This is a genomic window from Solemya elarraichensis gill symbiont (genome assembly GCF_002021095.1).
Classification (GTDB): domain Bacteria; phylum Pseudomonadota; class Gammaproteobacteria; order Chromatiales; family Chromatiaceae.
This window is the reverse complement of record NZ_MPRK01000014.1, coordinates 1-15,812: the sequence shown is the minus strand read 5'-3', so window position 1 is coordinate 15,812 and position 15,812 is coordinate 1. Positions and strand designations below refer to the sequence as shown.

The following is a 15,812-nucleotide window of genomic DNA, read 5'->3' as shown; positions in this document are numbered from 1 at the left end:
TCAGAATTGGCAGAACTTCTGGGTTACACTATCATTTCCTGACTTCCGCAATATGCCACTATGGACAGCAAAGACCTGACACCACCCTCGCGTAAAAGCAGTGACACCCACCAGCGGGGTGCCGAAAAAGTTTCACGTATTCCGGTCAAGGTCGAGAAAAGCGGCGAGTTGCTGCGTAAACCTTCCTGGATACGCGCCAGGGCGCCATCCGGAAAGGGCACCGAACGCATCAAGGAGGTTCTGCGCAAACGCAAGCTGAGTTCAGTATGCGAGGAAGCACTATGCCCTAACCTGGGTGAATGCTTCAGTCACGGCACAGCCACATTCATGATCATGGGTGACATCTGTACGCGCAGGTGTCCGTTCTGTGATGTTGCCCATGGCAAGCCCCTGCCACTTAATGCAGATGAACCACGCCAGCTGGCCGAGGCAATCAGGGAGATGCAACTCAACTATGTCGTGATCACCTCGGTTGACCGTGACGACCTGCGTGACGGAGGTGCCGCTCACTTTACCTCCTGTATTGAACAAACAAGGCTGGAATCACCACAAACTAAAATTGAGGTCCTTGTACCCGATTTCAGAGGACGCCTTGAAGCAGCCCTCGATTCCCTCTGTGCTGCTCCACCTGACGTTTTCAATCACAATCTCGAAACCGTGCCGCGCCTCTACAAAAAGGCACGTCCGGGCGCTGATTACGAGTGGTCGCTGCAACTCATCAAGGCGTACAAGAAAAGCCAGCCGGATGTACTGACAAAGTCGGGCTTAATGGTAGGACTCGGTGAAGAACTTGATGAGGTGCGCGAGGTGATGCAGGCGTTGCGCGATCACGATTGCGACATGCTCACCATTGGCCAGTATCTCCAGCCAAGCAGGGACCACCTCGCTGTCGAAAGATTCGTTACACCAGAAGAGTTTGAACAGCTGGCCGAAGATGCCAGGGCTATGGGATTCACCAATGTTGCCAGCGGCCCCATGGTACGCTCCTCCTATCATGCAGATCAACAGGCAATTTCACATCTAGACAAGAATGGATAGCAGCCGTTATGAATTTTGAACTAATCCGCGCACTTGAAACTCTATTTTTACCACCAAGCGGACTCATCACACTTGGAATCATCGGTGTACTCTTCGGATTCACCAGGAGCGGCAGACAACTTCTCGGCATCAGCATGCTGCTGCTCTACCTGATGAGCACATCCTATGTCTCTGCGTGGATGAACAGCCGACTAACACACCAGTATCCTGCGGCCGACCCTGCCCTGTTAAAGAGTGATAATGCACCCCAGGCACTGGTGGTACTTGGCGGCGGCTACTACGGTGAATCAGTTGAGTATGGCAACACAGCCATCGGTCCTTTCTTTGCTGAACGAATTCGTTATGCAGCATGGCTGGCAAAACAGTCTGAACTGCCGGTTATCGTCAGCAGCGGAAAGGCTGATGCACCAGCCGCAGTACGTATTCTCACAGAGGAATACGGCGTTGAAAATGTCTCACATGAAAACAAAAGCTGGACCACGGACGATAACGCCCGATATCTCCGCCAGTTACTCAAAGAGCAGGAGATTGGTAAAATTGGTGTTATCACACATGCATGGCACATGCCGCGCGCGATGTGGAGCCTCGAGTCACATAAAATTGACGCGACCGCCCTGCCAATGGGGCTGCTGGCGTCAATGCCGGAATTGGGCGATTACAACAGCTGGTTACCCTCCATGTCAGCCCTGGTACGCAGCCGTAACGTGATGCACGAGTTTTTTGGGCTTCTCTGGTATCAGTTAAGAGGCATGGGAGAAACCCTTGTCGATATCTTTAGCTTCAGCTCGGCGGATACGTCATCAGATGCAGACTGGCAGAACCCTTTAAAACAGGAATGAAATAGCATCTCCCTGTAAAAAAGCATACCAATAAAAAAGCCGGGCGATGCCCGGCTTGTTTCATGCTCAGAAACTGAACAGTTCTTATGCTGCTGCTTCTTCCGTAGAAACCATATCGGCGTCGGCTTCAACAATGACACGATCAACGAGTTCAACATAAGCCATTGGAGCCTTGTCACCTTCACGGTAACCAGCCTTGAGGATGCGCAGGTAACCACCAGGACGATCCTGGTAACGAGGACCCAGCTCAGCAAAAAGCTTACCAACAGCTGCATCACTGCGCAGTCGGCTGAAAGCAAGGCGGCGCTTGGAAGCACTGTCACTCTTGGCCAGGGTAATCATTGGCTCAATAACGCGACGAAGCTCCTTGGCTTTCGGCAAAGTGGTTTTGATCAGCTCATGTTCGATCAATGAGCATGTCATGTTGCGGAACATCGCTTTGCGATGACTGCTGTTACGGTTTAACTTGCGACCTGATTTACGATGACGCATCTTCTTCTACCTAAATAACTTGAGGCCCGTCAGCGGACAGGCACTGGATAATATTTTACGATCAGTTATTGATCACGTCTTCAAACTGCTCTGGCGGCCAGTTCTCGAGTTTCATGCCGAGATTCAGACCACGAGAAGCGAGGACATCCTTGATCTCGGTGAGAGACTTCTTGCCCAGGTTCGGAGTTTTCAGCAGCTCAACCTCGGTACGCTGTACCAGGTCGCCGATAAACATGATGCTTTCTGCCTTGAGGCAGTTTGCCGAACGAACTGTCAACTCGAGATCATCTACAGGGCTGAGCAGGATCGGAGCAAATTCAGGCTCTTTCTCTTTCTCTTCCTCTGCTTCTGCATTGATTGTTGCATCAAGCAGAACAAATGCAGAGAGCTGATCCTGCAGGATAGTCGCTGCACGGCGAATTGAATCTTCAGGATCAATTGTTCCGTCAGTATCAAGATCGAGTATCAGCTTGTCGAGGTCAGTACGCTGCTCTACACGAGCAGCTTCAACAGAATAGGCAACACGACGAATTGGTGCATATGTAGCATCAAGCTTGAGCCAGCCAATCTGTGTCTCGCTCTCGTCATACTCACGTGCCGTTGAAGGCTCGTAACCACGTCCACTCTGAACCTTGAGCTTCATTTTCAGATCACTATCAACGGTAATATTGGCAATAATGTGATCAGGATTCGCAATCTCGACATCATGATCGAGCTGAATATCTGCTGCCGTAACGACTGCCGGACCTTTTTTCACAAGTGTCAGAACAGCTTCATTACGATTATGCAGAGTTACAGCAAGATTCTTAAGATTCAGCAGAATCTCGAGAACATCTTCCTGAATGCCATCAATACCTGAGTATTCATGCTCAACGCCTTCAATCGCAACACCGGTAATTGCACTACCCGGCATGGATGAAAGCAAAATGCGACGCAGGGCATTACCCAGCGTATGGCCAAAACCACGCTCAAGAGGCTCGAGTGTGACTTTCGCATGTGTATCTGTGACCGTATCGATCTTGACGATACGAGGTTTCAGAAAATCATTAACCGACATGTGCAGCCCTCAGCTAGTACTTTACTTGGAGTAGAGTTCGACGATCAGCTGTTCAGTAATCTCAGCTGGCAGGTCGACGCGATCAGGAGAGCGCTTGAAAACGCCTGACATACCCTTGGTATCGACTTCCATCCACTCTGGGAAACCATACTGCTCAGCTACCGCAATAGAGTTCTGAATACGTACCTGGTTACGCGCTTTTTCACGAACAGTTACAACATCTTCAGGACTAACCTGGAATGAAGGAATGTTCACAAGCGCACCGTTAACCTCGATTGCCTTATGGCTGACGAGCTGGCGTGCTTCTGCGCGGGTTGCACCGAAGCCCATACGGTAGACAACATTGTCGAGACGACGCTCGAGAAGTTGCAGCAGGTTTTCACCTGTCGCACCCTTTGTAGAATCTGCCTTCTTGTAGTAGTTACGGAACTGACGCTCCATAACACCATAGATGCGGCGAACTTTCTGCTTCTCGCGAAGCTGGAGACCATAATCAGACAGACGGCTGCGACGCTCGCCATGCTGACCTGGTACTTTTTCCATGTTGCACTTGGAGTCGAGCGCACGAACGCGGCTTTTGAGGCCAAGGTCAGTGCCTTCGCGACGACTCAGTTTACATTTTGGACCGATATATCTTGCCATGCTTGAATACCTGAATTAAACGCGACGTTTTTTCGGAGGACGACAGCCGTTATGCGGGATCGGGGTAACGTCAGCAATGCTGGTTACTTTGAAACCCAGTGCATTCAATGCACGCACGGCTGATTCACGACCTGGGCCTGGACCCTTGACATTAACGTCGATGGTCTTCATACCAAATTCTTTTGCTTTCTCACCACAACGCTCTGCTGCAACCTGTGCCGCAAAGGGTGTACTTTTACGCGAGCCACGGAATCCTGATCCACCTGCTGTTGCCCAGCAGAGGACGTTACCCTGGCGGTCACTGATAGTAATAATGGTGTTATTGAACGACGCGTGAACGTGTGCAATACCATCAGTTACTGTCTTTTTGACCTTCTTCTTTGTACGCGTCGGTTTTGCCATAATGCTTCCAACTCTCTAAGAGATCACTTCTTGATCGGACGACGCGGGCCCTTACGGGTACGCGCATTGGTTTTAGTACGCTGACCGTGTACCGGCAGCCCACGACGATGACGGATACCACGGTTACAACCGAGATCCATCAAACGCTTGATGTTCATTGAAACTTCACGACGCAGATCGCCTTCAGTGGAGAACTTCGCCACCTCGGTACGCAGTGCTTCTACTTCCGCATCTGTCAGTTCCTGAATTTTTCTGTCTTCCGCAACTCCGGCTGCAGCACAAATCTGCGCCGCACGTGTGCGTCCAATACCGTAAATTGACGTAAGCGCAATTACAGTATGCTTTCTGTCTGGAATATTTACACCAGCAATACGGGCCATTACATTAGCTCCTGATACAAACCTAGTTCACGCAATACGCGAAAACGCGCAATCTTATCGTGACTCATCATCAAAATCAACCTCGGCTATCAGCCTTGGCGTTGCTTGTGACGTGGATCTTTACAGATAACACGCACCACGCCGTTACGCTTAACAACCTTGCAGTTACGGCAAATTTTCTTAACGGAAGCTCTCACTTTCATGATCGATTCTCTCTCTCTAAAACGAATTAACGGAGGTGACCTGCGCCGCCGTAACTCTTGAAATTAGCTTTCTTCATCAGGCCTTCATATTGATGCGACATCATATGAGCCTGTACCTGTGCCATGAAATCCATGACTACAACCACGATAATCAACAGCGAAGTACCACCAAAGTAGAAAGGTACATTCAGTCCAACAATCATGAACTCTGGCATTAGACAAACTGCAGTGATGTAGATTGCACCAGCCAGTGTCAGACGGGACATTACACCATCGATATAATTTGCCGTCTGCTCACCTGGGCGAATACCCGGAATAAAGGCACCAGATCGCTTCAGGTTGTCAGCAGTATCACGGGAATTGAAAACAATCGCCGTGTAAAAAAAGCAGAAAAATATAATTGCCAGTGCATAGAGTGCCGTATACACGGGCTCACCAGGCGCCAATGTGCCGGTGATATCCTGAATCCAGCGCATGCTCTCGCCCTGGCCAAACCACTGCCCCAGTGTTGCAGGGAAGAGGATAATACTTGATGCAAAAATAGGTGGAATTACACCTGCCAGATTCAGCTTCAGCGGCAAGTGGCTGCTCTGGGCAGCGAACATCTTGCGACCTTGCTGGCGTTTCGCATAGTTAACAGTAATACGGCGCTGGCCACGCTCGACGAATACGACGAAAGCAGTGACTGCCATTGCCATGACGAGAATGAAGAGCACCATCAGTGCGTTCATCTCACCAGTACGTACCAGTTCGAGGGTACCGCCAATTGCAGAAGGCAATCCTGCAACGATACCGGCGAAGATCAGGATCGAGATTCCGTTTCCGAGACCGCGTTCAGTAATCTGCTCACCAAGCCACATCAGGAACATGGTTCCGGTTACCAGTGCAACTGATGCTATCAGTACGAAGCCCCAGCCTTGGTTGACAACCACGTCCATTCCGCCTGCCTGCTGACCTCTAAGTGCCATGGCGATACCAACTGACTGAAGAGTCGCCAGTACCACTGTTCCGTAACGTGTGTACTGAGTAATTTTGCGCTGGCCTGCCTCACCCTCTTTCTTGATCTGCTGCAGGGCCGGTACCGTGGCTGACAACAGCTGCATAATGATCGATGCAGAGATATAAGGCATGATACCCAGTGCAAACAGACTGGCACGCTCAAGTGCGCCACCTGAGAACATGTTGAACATGTCCAGGATAGTGCCCGACTGCGAGTTGAACAGTGCAGCCAAGGCTGCCGGATTGACGCCAGGTACAGGAACAAATGTTCCGATCCTGTAGACGATCAATGCACCGATCATGAAGAAGAGACGCTGACGCAATTCAGTCAGTTTACCGAGATCTCCAAGTCCGCCTGTCAGCTGTGGGTTTGCCATTGCTCAGTTACGCCTCGACTTTTCCGCCAGCTTTCTCAATTGCTTCACGAGCACCCTTGGTTGCACCGATGCCCTGTAGCGTAACAGCCTTGCTGATTTCGCCAGACAGGATCACCTTTGCACGCTTCATGCTGTGCGGCAGAATATCTGCCTCGTAGAGCGCTTTCATATCAATAACGTCAGCATCAACCTTGCCGATTTCCGACAGGGTGAGTTCAGCGGTGATTTTCGCTTTACGAGATTTGAAACCCACCTTTGGCAGGCGACGCTGCAGCGGCATCTGGCCGCCTTCAAAACCGATCTTGCTGAAACCGCCAGAACGTGATTTCTGACCCTTATGGCCACGACCACAGGTCTTTCCATCTCCGCTTCCAATTCCGCGACCGACACGCTTGCGGTCCTTGCGACTACCCTCTGCAGGGCTCAATGTATTCAGACGCATCTCAAGCCTCCTCGACTCTAACCATGTAATCCACTTTGTTAGCCATGCCACGAGTGGATGGAGTGTCTTCAACCTCTACGGTCTGATGCATACGACGCAGACCAAGTCCACGTACACAAGCCTGGTGCGCCTTGAGGCGACCTGACATGCTGCGCGTCAGAGTAACTTTCATCATCTTTTTGTCAGACATGGTATTTACCCCAGAATCTCTTCAACGGTCTTGCCACGCTTGGCAGCAACCATTTCAGCATCGTTCATATTAACCAGGCCATTCATGGTGGCGCGAATAACATTGATCGGGTTATTCGTACCGACACATTTGGCGAGTACGTTGTGAACGCCAACCGCCTCGAATACGGCACGCATTGCACCGCCGGCGATAATACCTGTACCTTCTGATGCAGGCTTCATGAAGACATTGGCTGCACCATGATAACCATTCATCGGATACTGCAGTGTGTCACCGTTGAGCTTCACTTTTTGCATGTTGCGACGTGCATGTTCCATCGCTTTCTGAATCGCTACCGGTACTTCGCGAGCCTTGCCCTGGCCGAAACCAACGCGACCCTTTCCGTCACCTACGACAGTGATTACTGCGAAACCGAAAATACGTCCACCTTTTACGGTCTTGGCTACACGGTTAACAGCAACCAGCTTTTCAATCAGCTCTTCGTTATCAGCCTGCTGCGCTTTATAATTTGCCATTGCTGTTCTCCCTAGAAATCCAGTCCGCTTTCACGTGCGGCATCGGCCAGCGCCTTGACGCGGCCATGGTATTTGAAACCGGCACGGTCAAATGCAACTGTTTCAACACCGGCGCTTTTTGCACGTTCAGCAATTGTTTTACCGACGCTAGCTGCTGCTGCAACATTACCGGTACTGCCTTCGATCGAATCGCGGAGTGCTTTCTCTGTAGTAGAAGCGGCTGCAACGACTTCGGAACCGTTTGCTGCAATAACCTGCGCATAAATATGGCGCGGTGTGCGGAAAATAGTCAGGCGCGGCTTGTTGAGCTCGCGGATTTTCGCACGGGTCTTGCGTGAACGGCGTATTCTGCTCTGTTTCTTGTCCATTATCTCGCCCCTTACTTCTTCTTGGCTTCTTTACGCATGACGTGCTCGTCTGCGTAGCGAACGCCTTTACCCTTGTACGGCTCTGGCGGACGATAGGCGCGAATTTCTGCGGCTACCTGGCCTACCTTCTGCTTGTCACTACCGGAGACAACAATCTCGGTCTGTGACGGCGTTTCAATGGTAATACCTTCTGGAACCGGGTAATCAACCGGGTGAGAAAAACCGAGGTTGAGGTTCAGAACCTTGCCCTTGGCTTGCGTACGATAACCGACACCAATCAGGGTCAGTTTCTTCTGGAAACCGGTAGTACAACCGACAACCATATTGTTAATCAGAGCGCGGGTCGTACCAGCTAGAGCCCATGCCGACTTGCTTTCTTCGACGGTCGAAACACGAATTTCGTCATCTTCAAGCGCAACCCTTACATCAGGGTGTACAGTCCAGGCTGACTGACCTTTACCACCTTTAACGGTGACATTCTGGCCATCGATTTTGACATCTGCGCCAGAGAGAGCGATCGGTGCTTTTGCAACACGTGACATGATTAGCTCCCTTATGCGACGTAGGCAACGACTTCGCCACCGTGTCCGGCCTTGCGGGCTGAACGGTCACTCATGATGCCTTTGGATGTGGAAATAATTGCAACACCGAGTCCGCCACGGACAGAAGGCAGCTCATCTTTATTCTTATAGATGCGCAAACCGGGACGGCTAATACGTTGCAGGAGATCAATAACAGGCGCGCCCTGGAAGTACTTGAGCTCAATGGTCAGCTCGGGCTTTCCGCCGTTATCGGAAATATTTGAATCAGAGACATAGCCTTCATCTTTAAGAAGCGTAGCAATTGACGACTTCAGTTTTGAAGCAGGCATAGTCACAGAGCCTTTCTGGCGCTCTTGTGCGTTACGAATGCGTGTAAGCATATCCGCAACCGGATCTGACATACTCATATGTTATCCTCTTCGGTCAGGCCGTCTTCACGACGCGATACCATAAAATCAATAAACGACTCCCGGGACCTGTTTTAGAGGTTCCTTTTGGGAGCCGCGCATTATACAGAGTTATAACCCCCGACTGCAAGCGGGAGTTAACACATTTTTTTACCAGCTGGCCTTTTTCAGACCTGGTACGTCACCACGCATTGTTGCTTCACGCAGTTTGTTGCGGCACAGGCCGAACTTGCGGTAAACACCATGTGGACGTCCGGTGACACGGCAGCGACGTTGCTGACGGGCCGGGCTTGCATCACGTGGCAGCTTCTGCAGCTTCAGAACTGCCTCGTCAACTTCCTCAAAACTACTGTTCGGGTTGTTGATGACAGCTTTCAGCGCGGCACGCTTTGCGGCAAATTTTGCGACTGTTTTCGCCCGCTTTGCTTCACGGGCAATCATGCTTTTCTTAGCCATTAATCTCTATTCCGCTTACTTGAATGGGAAGTTGAATGCTTCGAGAAGCGCAAGCCCCTCTTCATCATTCTTCGCAGTTGTGGTGATAGTGATATCCATTCCGCGAATCGCATCGACTTTGTCGAAATCGATTTCAGGGAAGATGATCTGCTCACGCACACCCATGGAGTAGTTTCCACGACCGTCGAATGATTTGCCGTTGAGTCCACGGAAATCGCGAATTCGCGGCGTTGCGATATTGATCAGGCGATCAAGGAACTCATACATACGCTCACTGCGCAGTGTGACCTTACAACCTATCGGCCAACCTTCGCGAACCTTGAAACCAGCAACTGATTTGCGAGCCAGGGTTACGACTGCCTGCTGACCGGCGATCTTCTCCATGTCTGCCTTGGCATTCTGGAGGATCTTCTTGTCGCCCAACGCTTCACCAACACCCATGTTGAGTGTGATCTTCTCGATACGTGGAACTGCCATAACACTGCTGTACTGGAATTTCTCCATCAGCTGTGGAACGACTGCTTCACGATAATGATTTTTTAACCTTGCCATCTCTAAATCACCTTAAACGTCGACGACTTCGCCATCGGATTTGAAGTATCGAACCTTGCGACCGTCTTCAAGTGACTTGATACCTACACGGTCCGCCTTGTCGGTGACCGGGTTGTAGAGACCAAGGTTTGAAAGATCGATTGGCATCTCTTTATCAACGATGCCGCCTGTTTCCCCCTTGTTTGGGTTCGGCTTCACATGTTTCTTTGCGATGTTGATATTCTCAACAGTTGCACGTCCATCTTCACCTACAGTGAGAACGGTGCCGCGCTTGCCCTTGTCTTTACCAGCAAGGACTACAACATCATCGCCTTTACGAATTTTACTTATTGCCATGACTGCGACCTCAAAGCACTTCAGGTGCGAGCGAGATTATTTTCATAAATCGCTCGCTACGGAGTTCACGTGTAACCGGGCCGAAAATACGGGTTCCGATCGGCTGCAGGTTCGAGTTCAGCAGCACTGCTGCATTGCCATCAAAACGGATCAATGAACCGTCCGGACGACGCACACCTTTACGGGTACGAACAACGACAGCGTTGTACACGTCACCTTTTTTGACCTTACCACGCGGAATCGCATCCTTGATACTGACCTTGATGACATCACCAATTGCAGCGTAACGGCGGTGCGAACCACCCAGTACCTTGATGCACTGAACACGTTTAGCACCGCTATTGTCGGCGACGGCCAGCATTGTTTGCATCTGAATCATCTGTTTGCTCCAGGCAAATAATTCTTGTTTCTATCGAAAATGGCTGGCCGCGACTAGACGCGTGCAGGCCTTTCGATAATCTCTACCAACTGCCAGCGCTTGCTCTTCGAAAGCGGGCGGCACTGTTCAACCATGACTACATCTCCGGTGCGACACTCATTGTTCGCATCGTGTGCATGTACCTTGCCTGAACGACGAACGTACTTGCCGTATAGCGGGTGCTTGACCTTTCGCTCGACAACTACAGTGATGGACTTATCCATCTTGTTACTGACAACCCGGCCCGTCAGGGTACGGTTTGAAACTGTCTTTTCTTCACTCATGACGCGTCACCTGACTGCATTTCGTTCAACACGGTTTTGACGCGTGCAATATTCTTGCGCACTTCACCCATCATATGATGACGTGCAAGCTGACCTGTGCCCTGCTGCATACGCAGGCTGAACTGCTCCTTGAGCAATTCCTGCAGTGTCTCTTCCAGTTCTGACGGAGTCTTGCTCCGGAGTTCGTTCGCATTCATCAGAGGATCGTCCGCTTGGTGAAGGATGTTGCTATCGGAAGCTTTGCAGCTGCGAGCTTGAATGCCTCGCGTGCCAGTTCCTCGGTAACACCTTCAATTTCATACAACATGCGTCCTGGCTGGATCTGGGCAACCCAATACTCTACGTTACCCTTACCTTTACCCATACGCACTTCAAGAGGCTTCTTGGTGATCGGCTTATCCGGGAATACACGGATATACAGTTTACCGCCACGTTTTACTGTACGAGTAATCGTACGACGGGCTGCCTCGATCTGTCGTGACGTGATACGGCCACGGCCAGTTGCCTTGAGTCCGTACTCGCCAAAGCTGACTTTAGAGCCTGACTGGGCGAGACCACGGTTACGGCCTTTCTGGACTTTACGAAATTTTGTACGTTTTGGTTGTAGCATGACTTAATCCTTCTTGCCTCGGCCTTTGCCGCGACCTTTAGTCTGCTTCGGCTCATCATCAAACTGCGGACGGTCACCAAAGACTTCACCTTTGAAGATCCACACCTTGATACCAATGATGCCGTAAGTTGTCTGTGCTTCAGCAGTGCCATAATCAATATCTGCACGCAGAGTATGAAGAGGTACGCGACCTTCGCGATACCATTCACTACGAGCAATTTCAGCGCCATTGAGACGACCAGCGATGTTGATCTTGACGCCCTGCGCACCAAGACGCATGGATGTCTGAACTGAACGCTTCATTGCGCGGCGGAACATAACACGACGCTCGAGCTGCTGTGCAATACCTTCAGCAACCAGGGTTGCATCGAGTTCCGGCTTGCGGATCTCTTCGATACTGATGTGTACCGGAATACCCATCTTGGCTGATACGGCAGCGCGCAGCTTGTCGATATCTTCGCCTTTCTTACCGATAACCACGCCAGGACGTGCAGTATGAATGGTGATGTGCGCGTTGTTTGCCGGACGATCGATCTGAATACGGCTGACAGAAGCTTGTGAGAGCTTCTTCTTCAGAAAATCACGAACATCGAGGTCCTGATTGAGCAGATCTGCATAGTCACTGGAGTTTGCATACCAACGTGAAGTATGGTCTGCAACGATTCCGAGACGCAATCCGGTAGGATGTACTTTTTGACCCATAATTGCTTCCTTCCCTAGTCGTCCGCCACAGTCACAGTAATGTGGCTGGTACGCTTGAGGATACGTGTCGCACGGCCTTTGGCTCGTGCACGAATACGCTTCATGGTCGGTCCCTCGTCTACGCAGACAGCTGCGACCTTGAGCTCGTCAATATCTGCACCTTCATTGTGTTCGGCGTTTGCAATTGCCGAATCCAGGACCTTCTTGACAAGGGCAGCGCCCTTTTTCTTGCTGAAGGCCAAAATGTCGAGTGCTTCTTCTACGGGCAGTCCGCGAATCTGGTCAGCCACAAGGCGTCCCTTCTGGGCTGATAAGTGCGCATGCCGGTGTTTTGCCATAACTTGCATCATCAATCCCCTTATTTCGCTTTCTTATCCGCACTGTGACCACGATATGTACGGGTCAGTGCGAATTCGCCCAGTTTGTGTCCTACCATGTTCTCGTTAACGAGAACCGGTACATGCTGGCGTCCGTTATGGACCGCAATAGTCAACCCGACCATGTCAGGTGAAACCATTGAGCGACGTGACCAGGTCTTGATCGGCTTGCGATCATTATTGGCCACAGCCTGCTCCACCTTCTTCTGAAGGTGGTGGTCGATAAATGGACCTTTTTTTACTGAACGTGGCATTTTTACTCTACCTCAATTATTTACGACCGCGACGACGTACAATCATCTTGTCTGTACGTTTATTACTGCGCGTCTTGTATCCCTTGGTTGGTGTGCCCCATGGGCTCACCGGATGACGACCACCGGATGTGCGGCCTTCACCACCACCATGTGGGTGGTCAACCGGGTTCATTGCAACACCGCGAACCGTTGGACGCACTCCGCGCCAGCGAGTCGCACCGGCCTTGCCGAGTGAACGCAGGTTGTGTTCCGAATTACTGACTTCACCGATAACAGCACGGCACTCAACAAGTACCCTGCGCATCTCGCCAGAACGGAGCCTCAGTGTTGCGTGTGCGCCTTCACGGGCGACCAGTTGTACCGAGGTACCAGCACTGCGAGCGAGTTGAGCGCCTTTACCAGGCTTCATCTCGATACAGTGAACTACTGAACCGATTGGAATATTGCGAAGTGGCAAACAGTTGCCCTTTGCAATTGGTGCGCCACTGCCGGAAACGACACTGTCGCCAGCCTTGAGCCCTTTCGGTGCAATAATGTAGCTACGCGCTCCGTCTGCAAACTTCAGCAGTGCGATATTCGCAGTGCGGTTTGGATCATACTCAAGACGCTCAACGACGGCTGGAATTCCATCCTTCGAGTTGCGCTTGAAATCGATGACGCGATAACGCTGCTTGTGACCACCACCACGATGACGCGTGGTAATACGGCCATTGTTGTTACGTCCGCCGCTCTTGCTTTTCTTCTCGATCAGGGGTGCATATGGAGCACCCTTGTGCAGATCAGGATTTGATACCTGAACGACAAAGCGACGACCCGGCGATGTTGGTTTTGACTTTTGAACTGCCATGATTGCAATCTGCCTATTCTTTAACTAGCTCACGCGCTCGGCATGAAGTCGATTTCCTGGCCTTCCTTCAAACGGACATAGGCCTTGCGAGTGTCAGAACGACGACCGAAACGAGCTCCGAAACGCTTGGTCTTACCCTTAAGGTTAACCACGCGAACTGACTCAACGTCGACTTCAAACATCTTCTCTACTGCAGCACGAATTTCCGGTTTGGTTGCATCCGCTACTACACGGAAAACGACCTGGTTTGATTCGCCTGCAATTGCGCTCTTCTCTGAAACAATCGGAGCGAGCAGTACTTTCATTACGCGTTCCTGATTCATGAGAGACGCTCCTCAATTTTCTTCAGTGCTGCTGGTGTAACGATAACCTTGTCGTATGCGATCAGGCTGGCCGGATCGACATCCATGTTGTCGCGTACATCAATCAGATAGAGATTGCGCGCGGCAAGAATCAGGCCCTCATCAAGATCATCAACAATGATCAGTGCATCTTTTGCATCAAGCTCTTTGAGCTTGCCAGCCAATTCTTTGGTCTTAGGTGCAGAAAGGCTGAAATCGTCAACTACGATCAGACGCTCCTGGCGCAACAACTCGGACAGGATGGAAACCATCGCGCCCTTGTACATCTTGCGATTCACCTTCTGGCTGAACTCACGTGGCTGTGCAGCAAATGTAACGCCACCAGAGCGCCAGATAGGGCTGCGCGAGGTACCGGCACGTGCACGGCCTGTACCTTTCTGACGCCATGGCTTAGCACCACCACCTCTGACTGCAGCGCGGTTTTTCTGCGCCTTGGTACCGGAACGGGCACTATTAAAGTATGCCTTGACGACCTGGTGAATCAGCGATTCGTTGTAATCGGCGCCAAATACCTGGTCAGAGACCTGGATGGCAGAACCGTTTTGAACATTCACATCCATTGTCATCACCCCTTGTTCGCGAACTTGACTGCGGGAGTCACGATTACGTTACCGCCAGTAGCACCGGGAATAGCACCCTTCACCAGCAGCAGGTTGCGGTCTGAATCGACTCGTACAACCTCGAGGCTCTGAACGGTAGTCTTCACGTTACCCATGTGACCGGCCATTTTCTTGCCCTTGAATACGCGACCAGGTGTTTGACACTGACCAATTGAACCCGGTGCGCGATGCGCCAGCGAGTTACCATGGGTGGCGTCCTGCATTTTGAAGTTATGACGCTTGACGCCACCTGCAAAACCCTTACCTTTCGAAGTACCGCAGACATCAACCTTCTGGCCTGCTTCAAACATCTCGACAGTGAGCTCGCCGCCAACTTCATGAGTTTCACCCTCGACATCGTCGAGACGGAATTCCATCATTTTGCGACCAGCTTCAACACCTGCTTTCGCGTAGTGACCAGCCTCTGGCTTGGTTACACGAGATGTTTTACGGCTACCAACAGCAACCTGAATTGCCTGGTATCCGTCGGTCTCTTCGGTACGCACCTGGGTTACACGGTTAGGTGCAACCTCTATCACGGTGACTGGCACAGACGCGCCGTCTTCAGTGAAGACACGTGTCATTCCAGCTTTACGTCCTACAACACCAATCATGTTCGTTTCCTCAGTTCAGCTTGATCTGGACATCAACGCCAGCGGCCAGATCCAGTTTCATCAATGAATCCACTGTCTTGTCACTAGGATCCATGATTTCCAGCAGACGCTTGTGCGTGCGGATTTCATACTGGTCACGAGCGTCTTTGTTGACGTGTGGTGATACCAGTATCGTGTAACGCTCTTTCTTGGTCGGCATAGGGATTGGACCCTTGACGACTGAACCAGTGCGTTTTGCCGTTTCTACGATCTCTTTAGCCGACTGATCAAGTAGACGATGATCAAATGACTTGAGACGGATACGGATTCTCTGACTTGCTGTTGCCATATCTATTACTCGATAATCTTTGCTACAACACCGGCGCCAACAGTACGGCCACCTTCGCGAATCGCGAAACGCAGACCATCTTCCATTGCGATCGGTGCAATCAGCTTCACGGTCATCTTGACGTTATCGCCAGGCATAACCATCTCTACGCCTTCCGGCAGGTCACATGCGCCAGTTACG

At 51.1% G+C, this 15,812-nt stretch carries 31 protein-coding genes; 2 read left to right on the top strand and 29 right to left on the bottom strand.

All coding sequences use genetic code 11. The features are described from left to right. Positions 1-60 precede the first annotated feature (60 nt). Together lipA and BOW51_RS01720 are read left to right on the top strand one after the other, a co-directional pair. On the top strand, positions 61-1,038 hold the full coding sequence (gene lipA, locus BOW51_RS01725; RefSeq protein ID WP_078476141.1) for a lipoyl synthase: 978 nt from the start codon (positions 61-63) through the stop codon (positions 1,036-1,038). Positions 1,039-1,046: 8 nt separating this feature from the next. Beyond that, on the top strand, positions 1,047-1,877 hold the full coding sequence (locus BOW51_RS01720; RefSeq protein WP_078476140.1) for a YdcF family protein: 831 nt from the start codon (positions 1,047-1,049) through the stop codon (positions 1,875-1,877). 84 nt (positions 1,878-1,961) lie between these two features. Here BOW51_RS01720 and rplQ read toward each other — a convergent pair whose 3' ends face one another. The 29 genes from rplQ to BOW51_RS01575 all read right to left on the bottom strand — a co-directional run. Beyond that, positions 1,962-2,369, bottom strand: coding sequence for a 50S ribosomal protein L17 (gene rplQ, locus BOW51_RS01715; RefSeq protein ID WP_078476139.1), 408 nt, complete (start codon positions 2,367-2,369; stop codon positions 1,962-1,964). A gap of 61 nt (positions 2,370-2,430) precedes the next feature. Further along, positions 2,431-3,432 (bottom strand): DNA-directed RNA polymerase subunit alpha, encoded by a 1,002-nt coding sequence (locus BOW51_RS01710; protein ID WP_135567995.1) that lies wholly within the window; start codon positions 3,430-3,432, stop codon positions 2,431-2,433. Positions 3,433-3,447: 15 nt separating this feature from the next. Then, entirely contained in the window at positions 3,448-4,068 is a 621-nt protein-coding gene (gene rpsD, locus BOW51_RS01705) for a 30S ribosomal protein S4 (RefSeq protein WP_078476137.1), read from the bottom strand. Positions 4,069-4,083: 15 nt separating this feature from the next. Next, positions 4,084-4,470: a 30S ribosomal protein S11 gene (gene rpsK / locus BOW51_RS01700; RefSeq protein WP_043117648.1), complete on the bottom strand. Its 387-nt coding sequence runs from the start codon at positions 4,468-4,470 to the stop codon at positions 4,084-4,086. 23 nt (positions 4,471-4,493) lie between these two features. Then, positions 4,494-4,850, bottom strand: a complete 357-nt coding sequence (gene rpsM / locus BOW51_RS01695; RefSeq protein WP_078476136.1) for a 30S ribosomal protein S13 — start codon at positions 4,848-4,850, stop codon at positions 4,494-4,496. 89 nt (positions 4,851-4,939) lie between these two features. Beyond that, the gene (gene rpmJ / locus BOW51_RS01690) at positions 4,940-5,053 is read right to left on the bottom strand and encodes a 50S ribosomal protein L36 (RefSeq protein WP_078453402.1); all 114 of its coding nucleotides are present in this window, start codon (positions 5,051-5,053) and stop codon (positions 4,940-4,942) included. Positions 5,054-5,079: 26 nt separating this feature from the next. Then, a complete protein-coding gene (secY, locus tag BOW51_RS01685; RefSeq protein ID WP_078476135.1) occupies positions 5,080-6,429 on the bottom strand; it encodes a preprotein translocase subunit SecY in 1,350 nt (449 codons plus the stop codon). Between the two features lie 7 nt (positions 6,430-6,436). Beyond that, the gene (rplO, locus tag BOW51_RS01680) at positions 6,437-6,871 is read right to left on the bottom strand and encodes a 50S ribosomal protein L15 (RefSeq protein WP_078476134.1); all 435 of its coding nucleotides are present in this window, start codon (positions 6,869-6,871) and stop codon (positions 6,437-6,439) included. A gap of 1 nt (position 6,872) precedes the next feature. Then, the gene (gene rpmD / locus BOW51_RS01675) at positions 6,873-7,061 is read right to left on the bottom strand and encodes a 50S ribosomal protein L30 (RefSeq protein WP_078476133.1); all 189 of its coding nucleotides are present in this window, start codon (positions 7,059-7,061) and stop codon (positions 6,873-6,875) included. 5 nt (positions 7,062-7,066) lie between these two features. Then, positions 7,067-7,576: a 30S ribosomal protein S5 gene (rpsE, locus tag BOW51_RS01670; protein WP_078476132.1), complete on the bottom strand. Its 510-nt coding sequence runs from the start codon at positions 7,574-7,576 to the stop codon at positions 7,067-7,069. Positions 7,577-7,587: 11 nt separating this feature from the next. Continuing rightward, positions 7,588-7,944, bottom strand: a complete 357-nt coding sequence (rplR, locus tag BOW51_RS01665; RefSeq protein ID WP_078476131.1) for a 50S ribosomal protein L18 — start codon at positions 7,942-7,944, stop codon at positions 7,588-7,590. Positions 7,945-7,955: 11 nt separating this feature from the next. Next, on the bottom strand, positions 7,956-8,486 hold the full coding sequence (gene rplF / locus BOW51_RS01660; RefSeq protein WP_078476130.1) for a 50S ribosomal protein L6: 531 nt from the start codon (positions 8,484-8,486) through the stop codon (positions 7,956-7,958). A gap of 11 nt (positions 8,487-8,497) precedes the next feature. Then, the gene (gene rpsH / locus BOW51_RS01655) at positions 8,498-8,893 is read right to left on the bottom strand and encodes a 30S ribosomal protein S8 (RefSeq protein WP_043117660.1); all 396 of its coding nucleotides are present in this window, start codon (positions 8,891-8,893) and stop codon (positions 8,498-8,500) included. A gap of 150 nt (positions 8,894-9,043) precedes the next feature. Continuing rightward, positions 9,044-9,349: a 30S ribosomal protein S14 gene (gene rpsN / locus BOW51_RS01650; protein WP_078476129.1), complete on the bottom strand. Its 306-nt coding sequence runs from the start codon at positions 9,347-9,349 to the stop codon at positions 9,044-9,046. 15 nt (positions 9,350-9,364) lie between these two features. Beyond that, the gene (rplE, locus tag BOW51_RS01645; protein WP_078476128.1) at positions 9,365-9,901 is read right to left on the bottom strand and encodes a 50S ribosomal protein L5; all 537 of its coding nucleotides are present in this window, start codon (positions 9,899-9,901) and stop codon (positions 9,365-9,367) included. A gap of 12 nt (positions 9,902-9,913) precedes the next feature. Next, on the bottom strand, positions 9,914-10,231 hold the full coding sequence (rplX, locus tag BOW51_RS01640; protein WP_078476143.1) for a 50S ribosomal protein L24: 318 nt from the start codon (positions 10,229-10,231) through the stop codon (positions 9,914-9,916). Between the two features lie 16 nt (positions 10,232-10,247). Then, positions 10,248-10,616 (bottom strand): 50S ribosomal protein L14, encoded by a 369-nt coding sequence (gene rplN, locus BOW51_RS01635; protein ID WP_078476127.1) that lies wholly within the window; start codon positions 10,614-10,616, stop codon positions 10,248-10,250. A gap of 53 nt (positions 10,617-10,669) precedes the next feature. Continuing rightward, positions 10,670-10,939, bottom strand: coding sequence for a 30S ribosomal protein S17 (rpsQ, locus tag BOW51_RS01630; protein WP_078476126.1), 270 nt, complete (start codon positions 10,937-10,939; stop codon positions 10,670-10,672). Further along, positions 10,936-11,136: a 50S ribosomal protein L29 gene (rpmC, locus tag BOW51_RS01625; RefSeq protein WP_078476125.1), complete on the bottom strand. Its 201-nt coding sequence runs from the start codon at positions 11,134-11,136 to the stop codon at positions 10,936-10,938. Before rpmC ends, rpsQ begins: the two co-directional genes overlap by 4 nt. Continuing rightward, the gene (gene rplP, locus BOW51_RS01620) at positions 11,136-11,549 is read right to left on the bottom strand and encodes a 50S ribosomal protein L16 (protein ID WP_043117669.1); all 414 of its coding nucleotides are present in this window, start codon (positions 11,547-11,549) and stop codon (positions 11,136-11,138) included. The genes rpmC and rplP overlap by 1 nt, the downstream gene beginning before the upstream one ends. Before the next feature lie 3 nt (positions 11,550-11,552). Next, on the bottom strand, positions 11,553-12,251 hold the full coding sequence (rpsC, locus tag BOW51_RS01615) for a 30S ribosomal protein S3 (RefSeq protein ID WP_078476124.1): 699 nt from the start codon (positions 12,249-12,251) through the stop codon (positions 11,553-11,555). A gap of 14 nt (positions 12,252-12,265) precedes the next feature. Beyond that, entirely contained in the window at positions 12,266-12,598 is a 333-nt protein-coding gene (gene rplV, locus BOW51_RS01610; protein ID WP_078476142.1) for a 50S ribosomal protein L22, read from the bottom strand. Between the two features lie 11 nt (positions 12,599-12,609). Further along, positions 12,610-12,882 (bottom strand): 30S ribosomal protein S19, encoded by a 273-nt coding sequence (gene rpsS, locus BOW51_RS01605; RefSeq protein WP_043117672.1) that lies wholly within the window; start codon positions 12,880-12,882, stop codon positions 12,610-12,612. 16 nt (positions 12,883-12,898) lie between these two features. Continuing rightward, entirely contained in the window at positions 12,899-13,729 is an 831-nt protein-coding gene (gene rplB / locus BOW51_RS01600) for a 50S ribosomal protein L2 (RefSeq protein WP_078476123.1), read from the bottom strand. Positions 13,730-13,758: 29 nt separating this feature from the next. Beyond that, positions 13,759-14,052, bottom strand: a complete 294-nt coding sequence (gene rplW, locus BOW51_RS01595; RefSeq protein ID WP_078476122.1) for a 50S ribosomal protein L23 — start codon at positions 14,050-14,052, stop codon at positions 13,759-13,761. After that, a complete protein-coding gene (gene rplD / locus BOW51_RS01590) occupies positions 14,049-14,651 on the bottom strand; it encodes a 50S ribosomal protein L4 (RefSeq protein WP_078476121.1) in 603 nt (200 codons plus the stop codon). The genes rplW and rplD overlap by 4 nt, the downstream gene beginning before the upstream one ends. Positions 14,652-14,656: 5 nt before the next feature. Continuing rightward, entirely contained in the window at positions 14,657-15,304 is a 648-nt protein-coding gene (gene rplC / locus BOW51_RS01585; protein ID WP_078476120.1) for a 50S ribosomal protein L3, read from the bottom strand. 10 nt (positions 15,305-15,314) lie between these two features. Beyond that, positions 15,315-15,632, bottom strand: a complete 318-nt coding sequence (rpsJ, locus tag BOW51_RS01580; RefSeq protein WP_043117677.1) for a 30S ribosomal protein S10 — start codon at positions 15,630-15,632, stop codon at positions 15,315-15,317. A gap of 5 nt (positions 15,633-15,637) precedes the next feature. Beyond that, the coding region (locus BOW51_RS01575) for an EF-Tu C-terminal domain-related protein (protein ID WP_503167658.1) at positions 15,638-15,812 on the bottom strand (175 nt) is incomplete at its 5' end.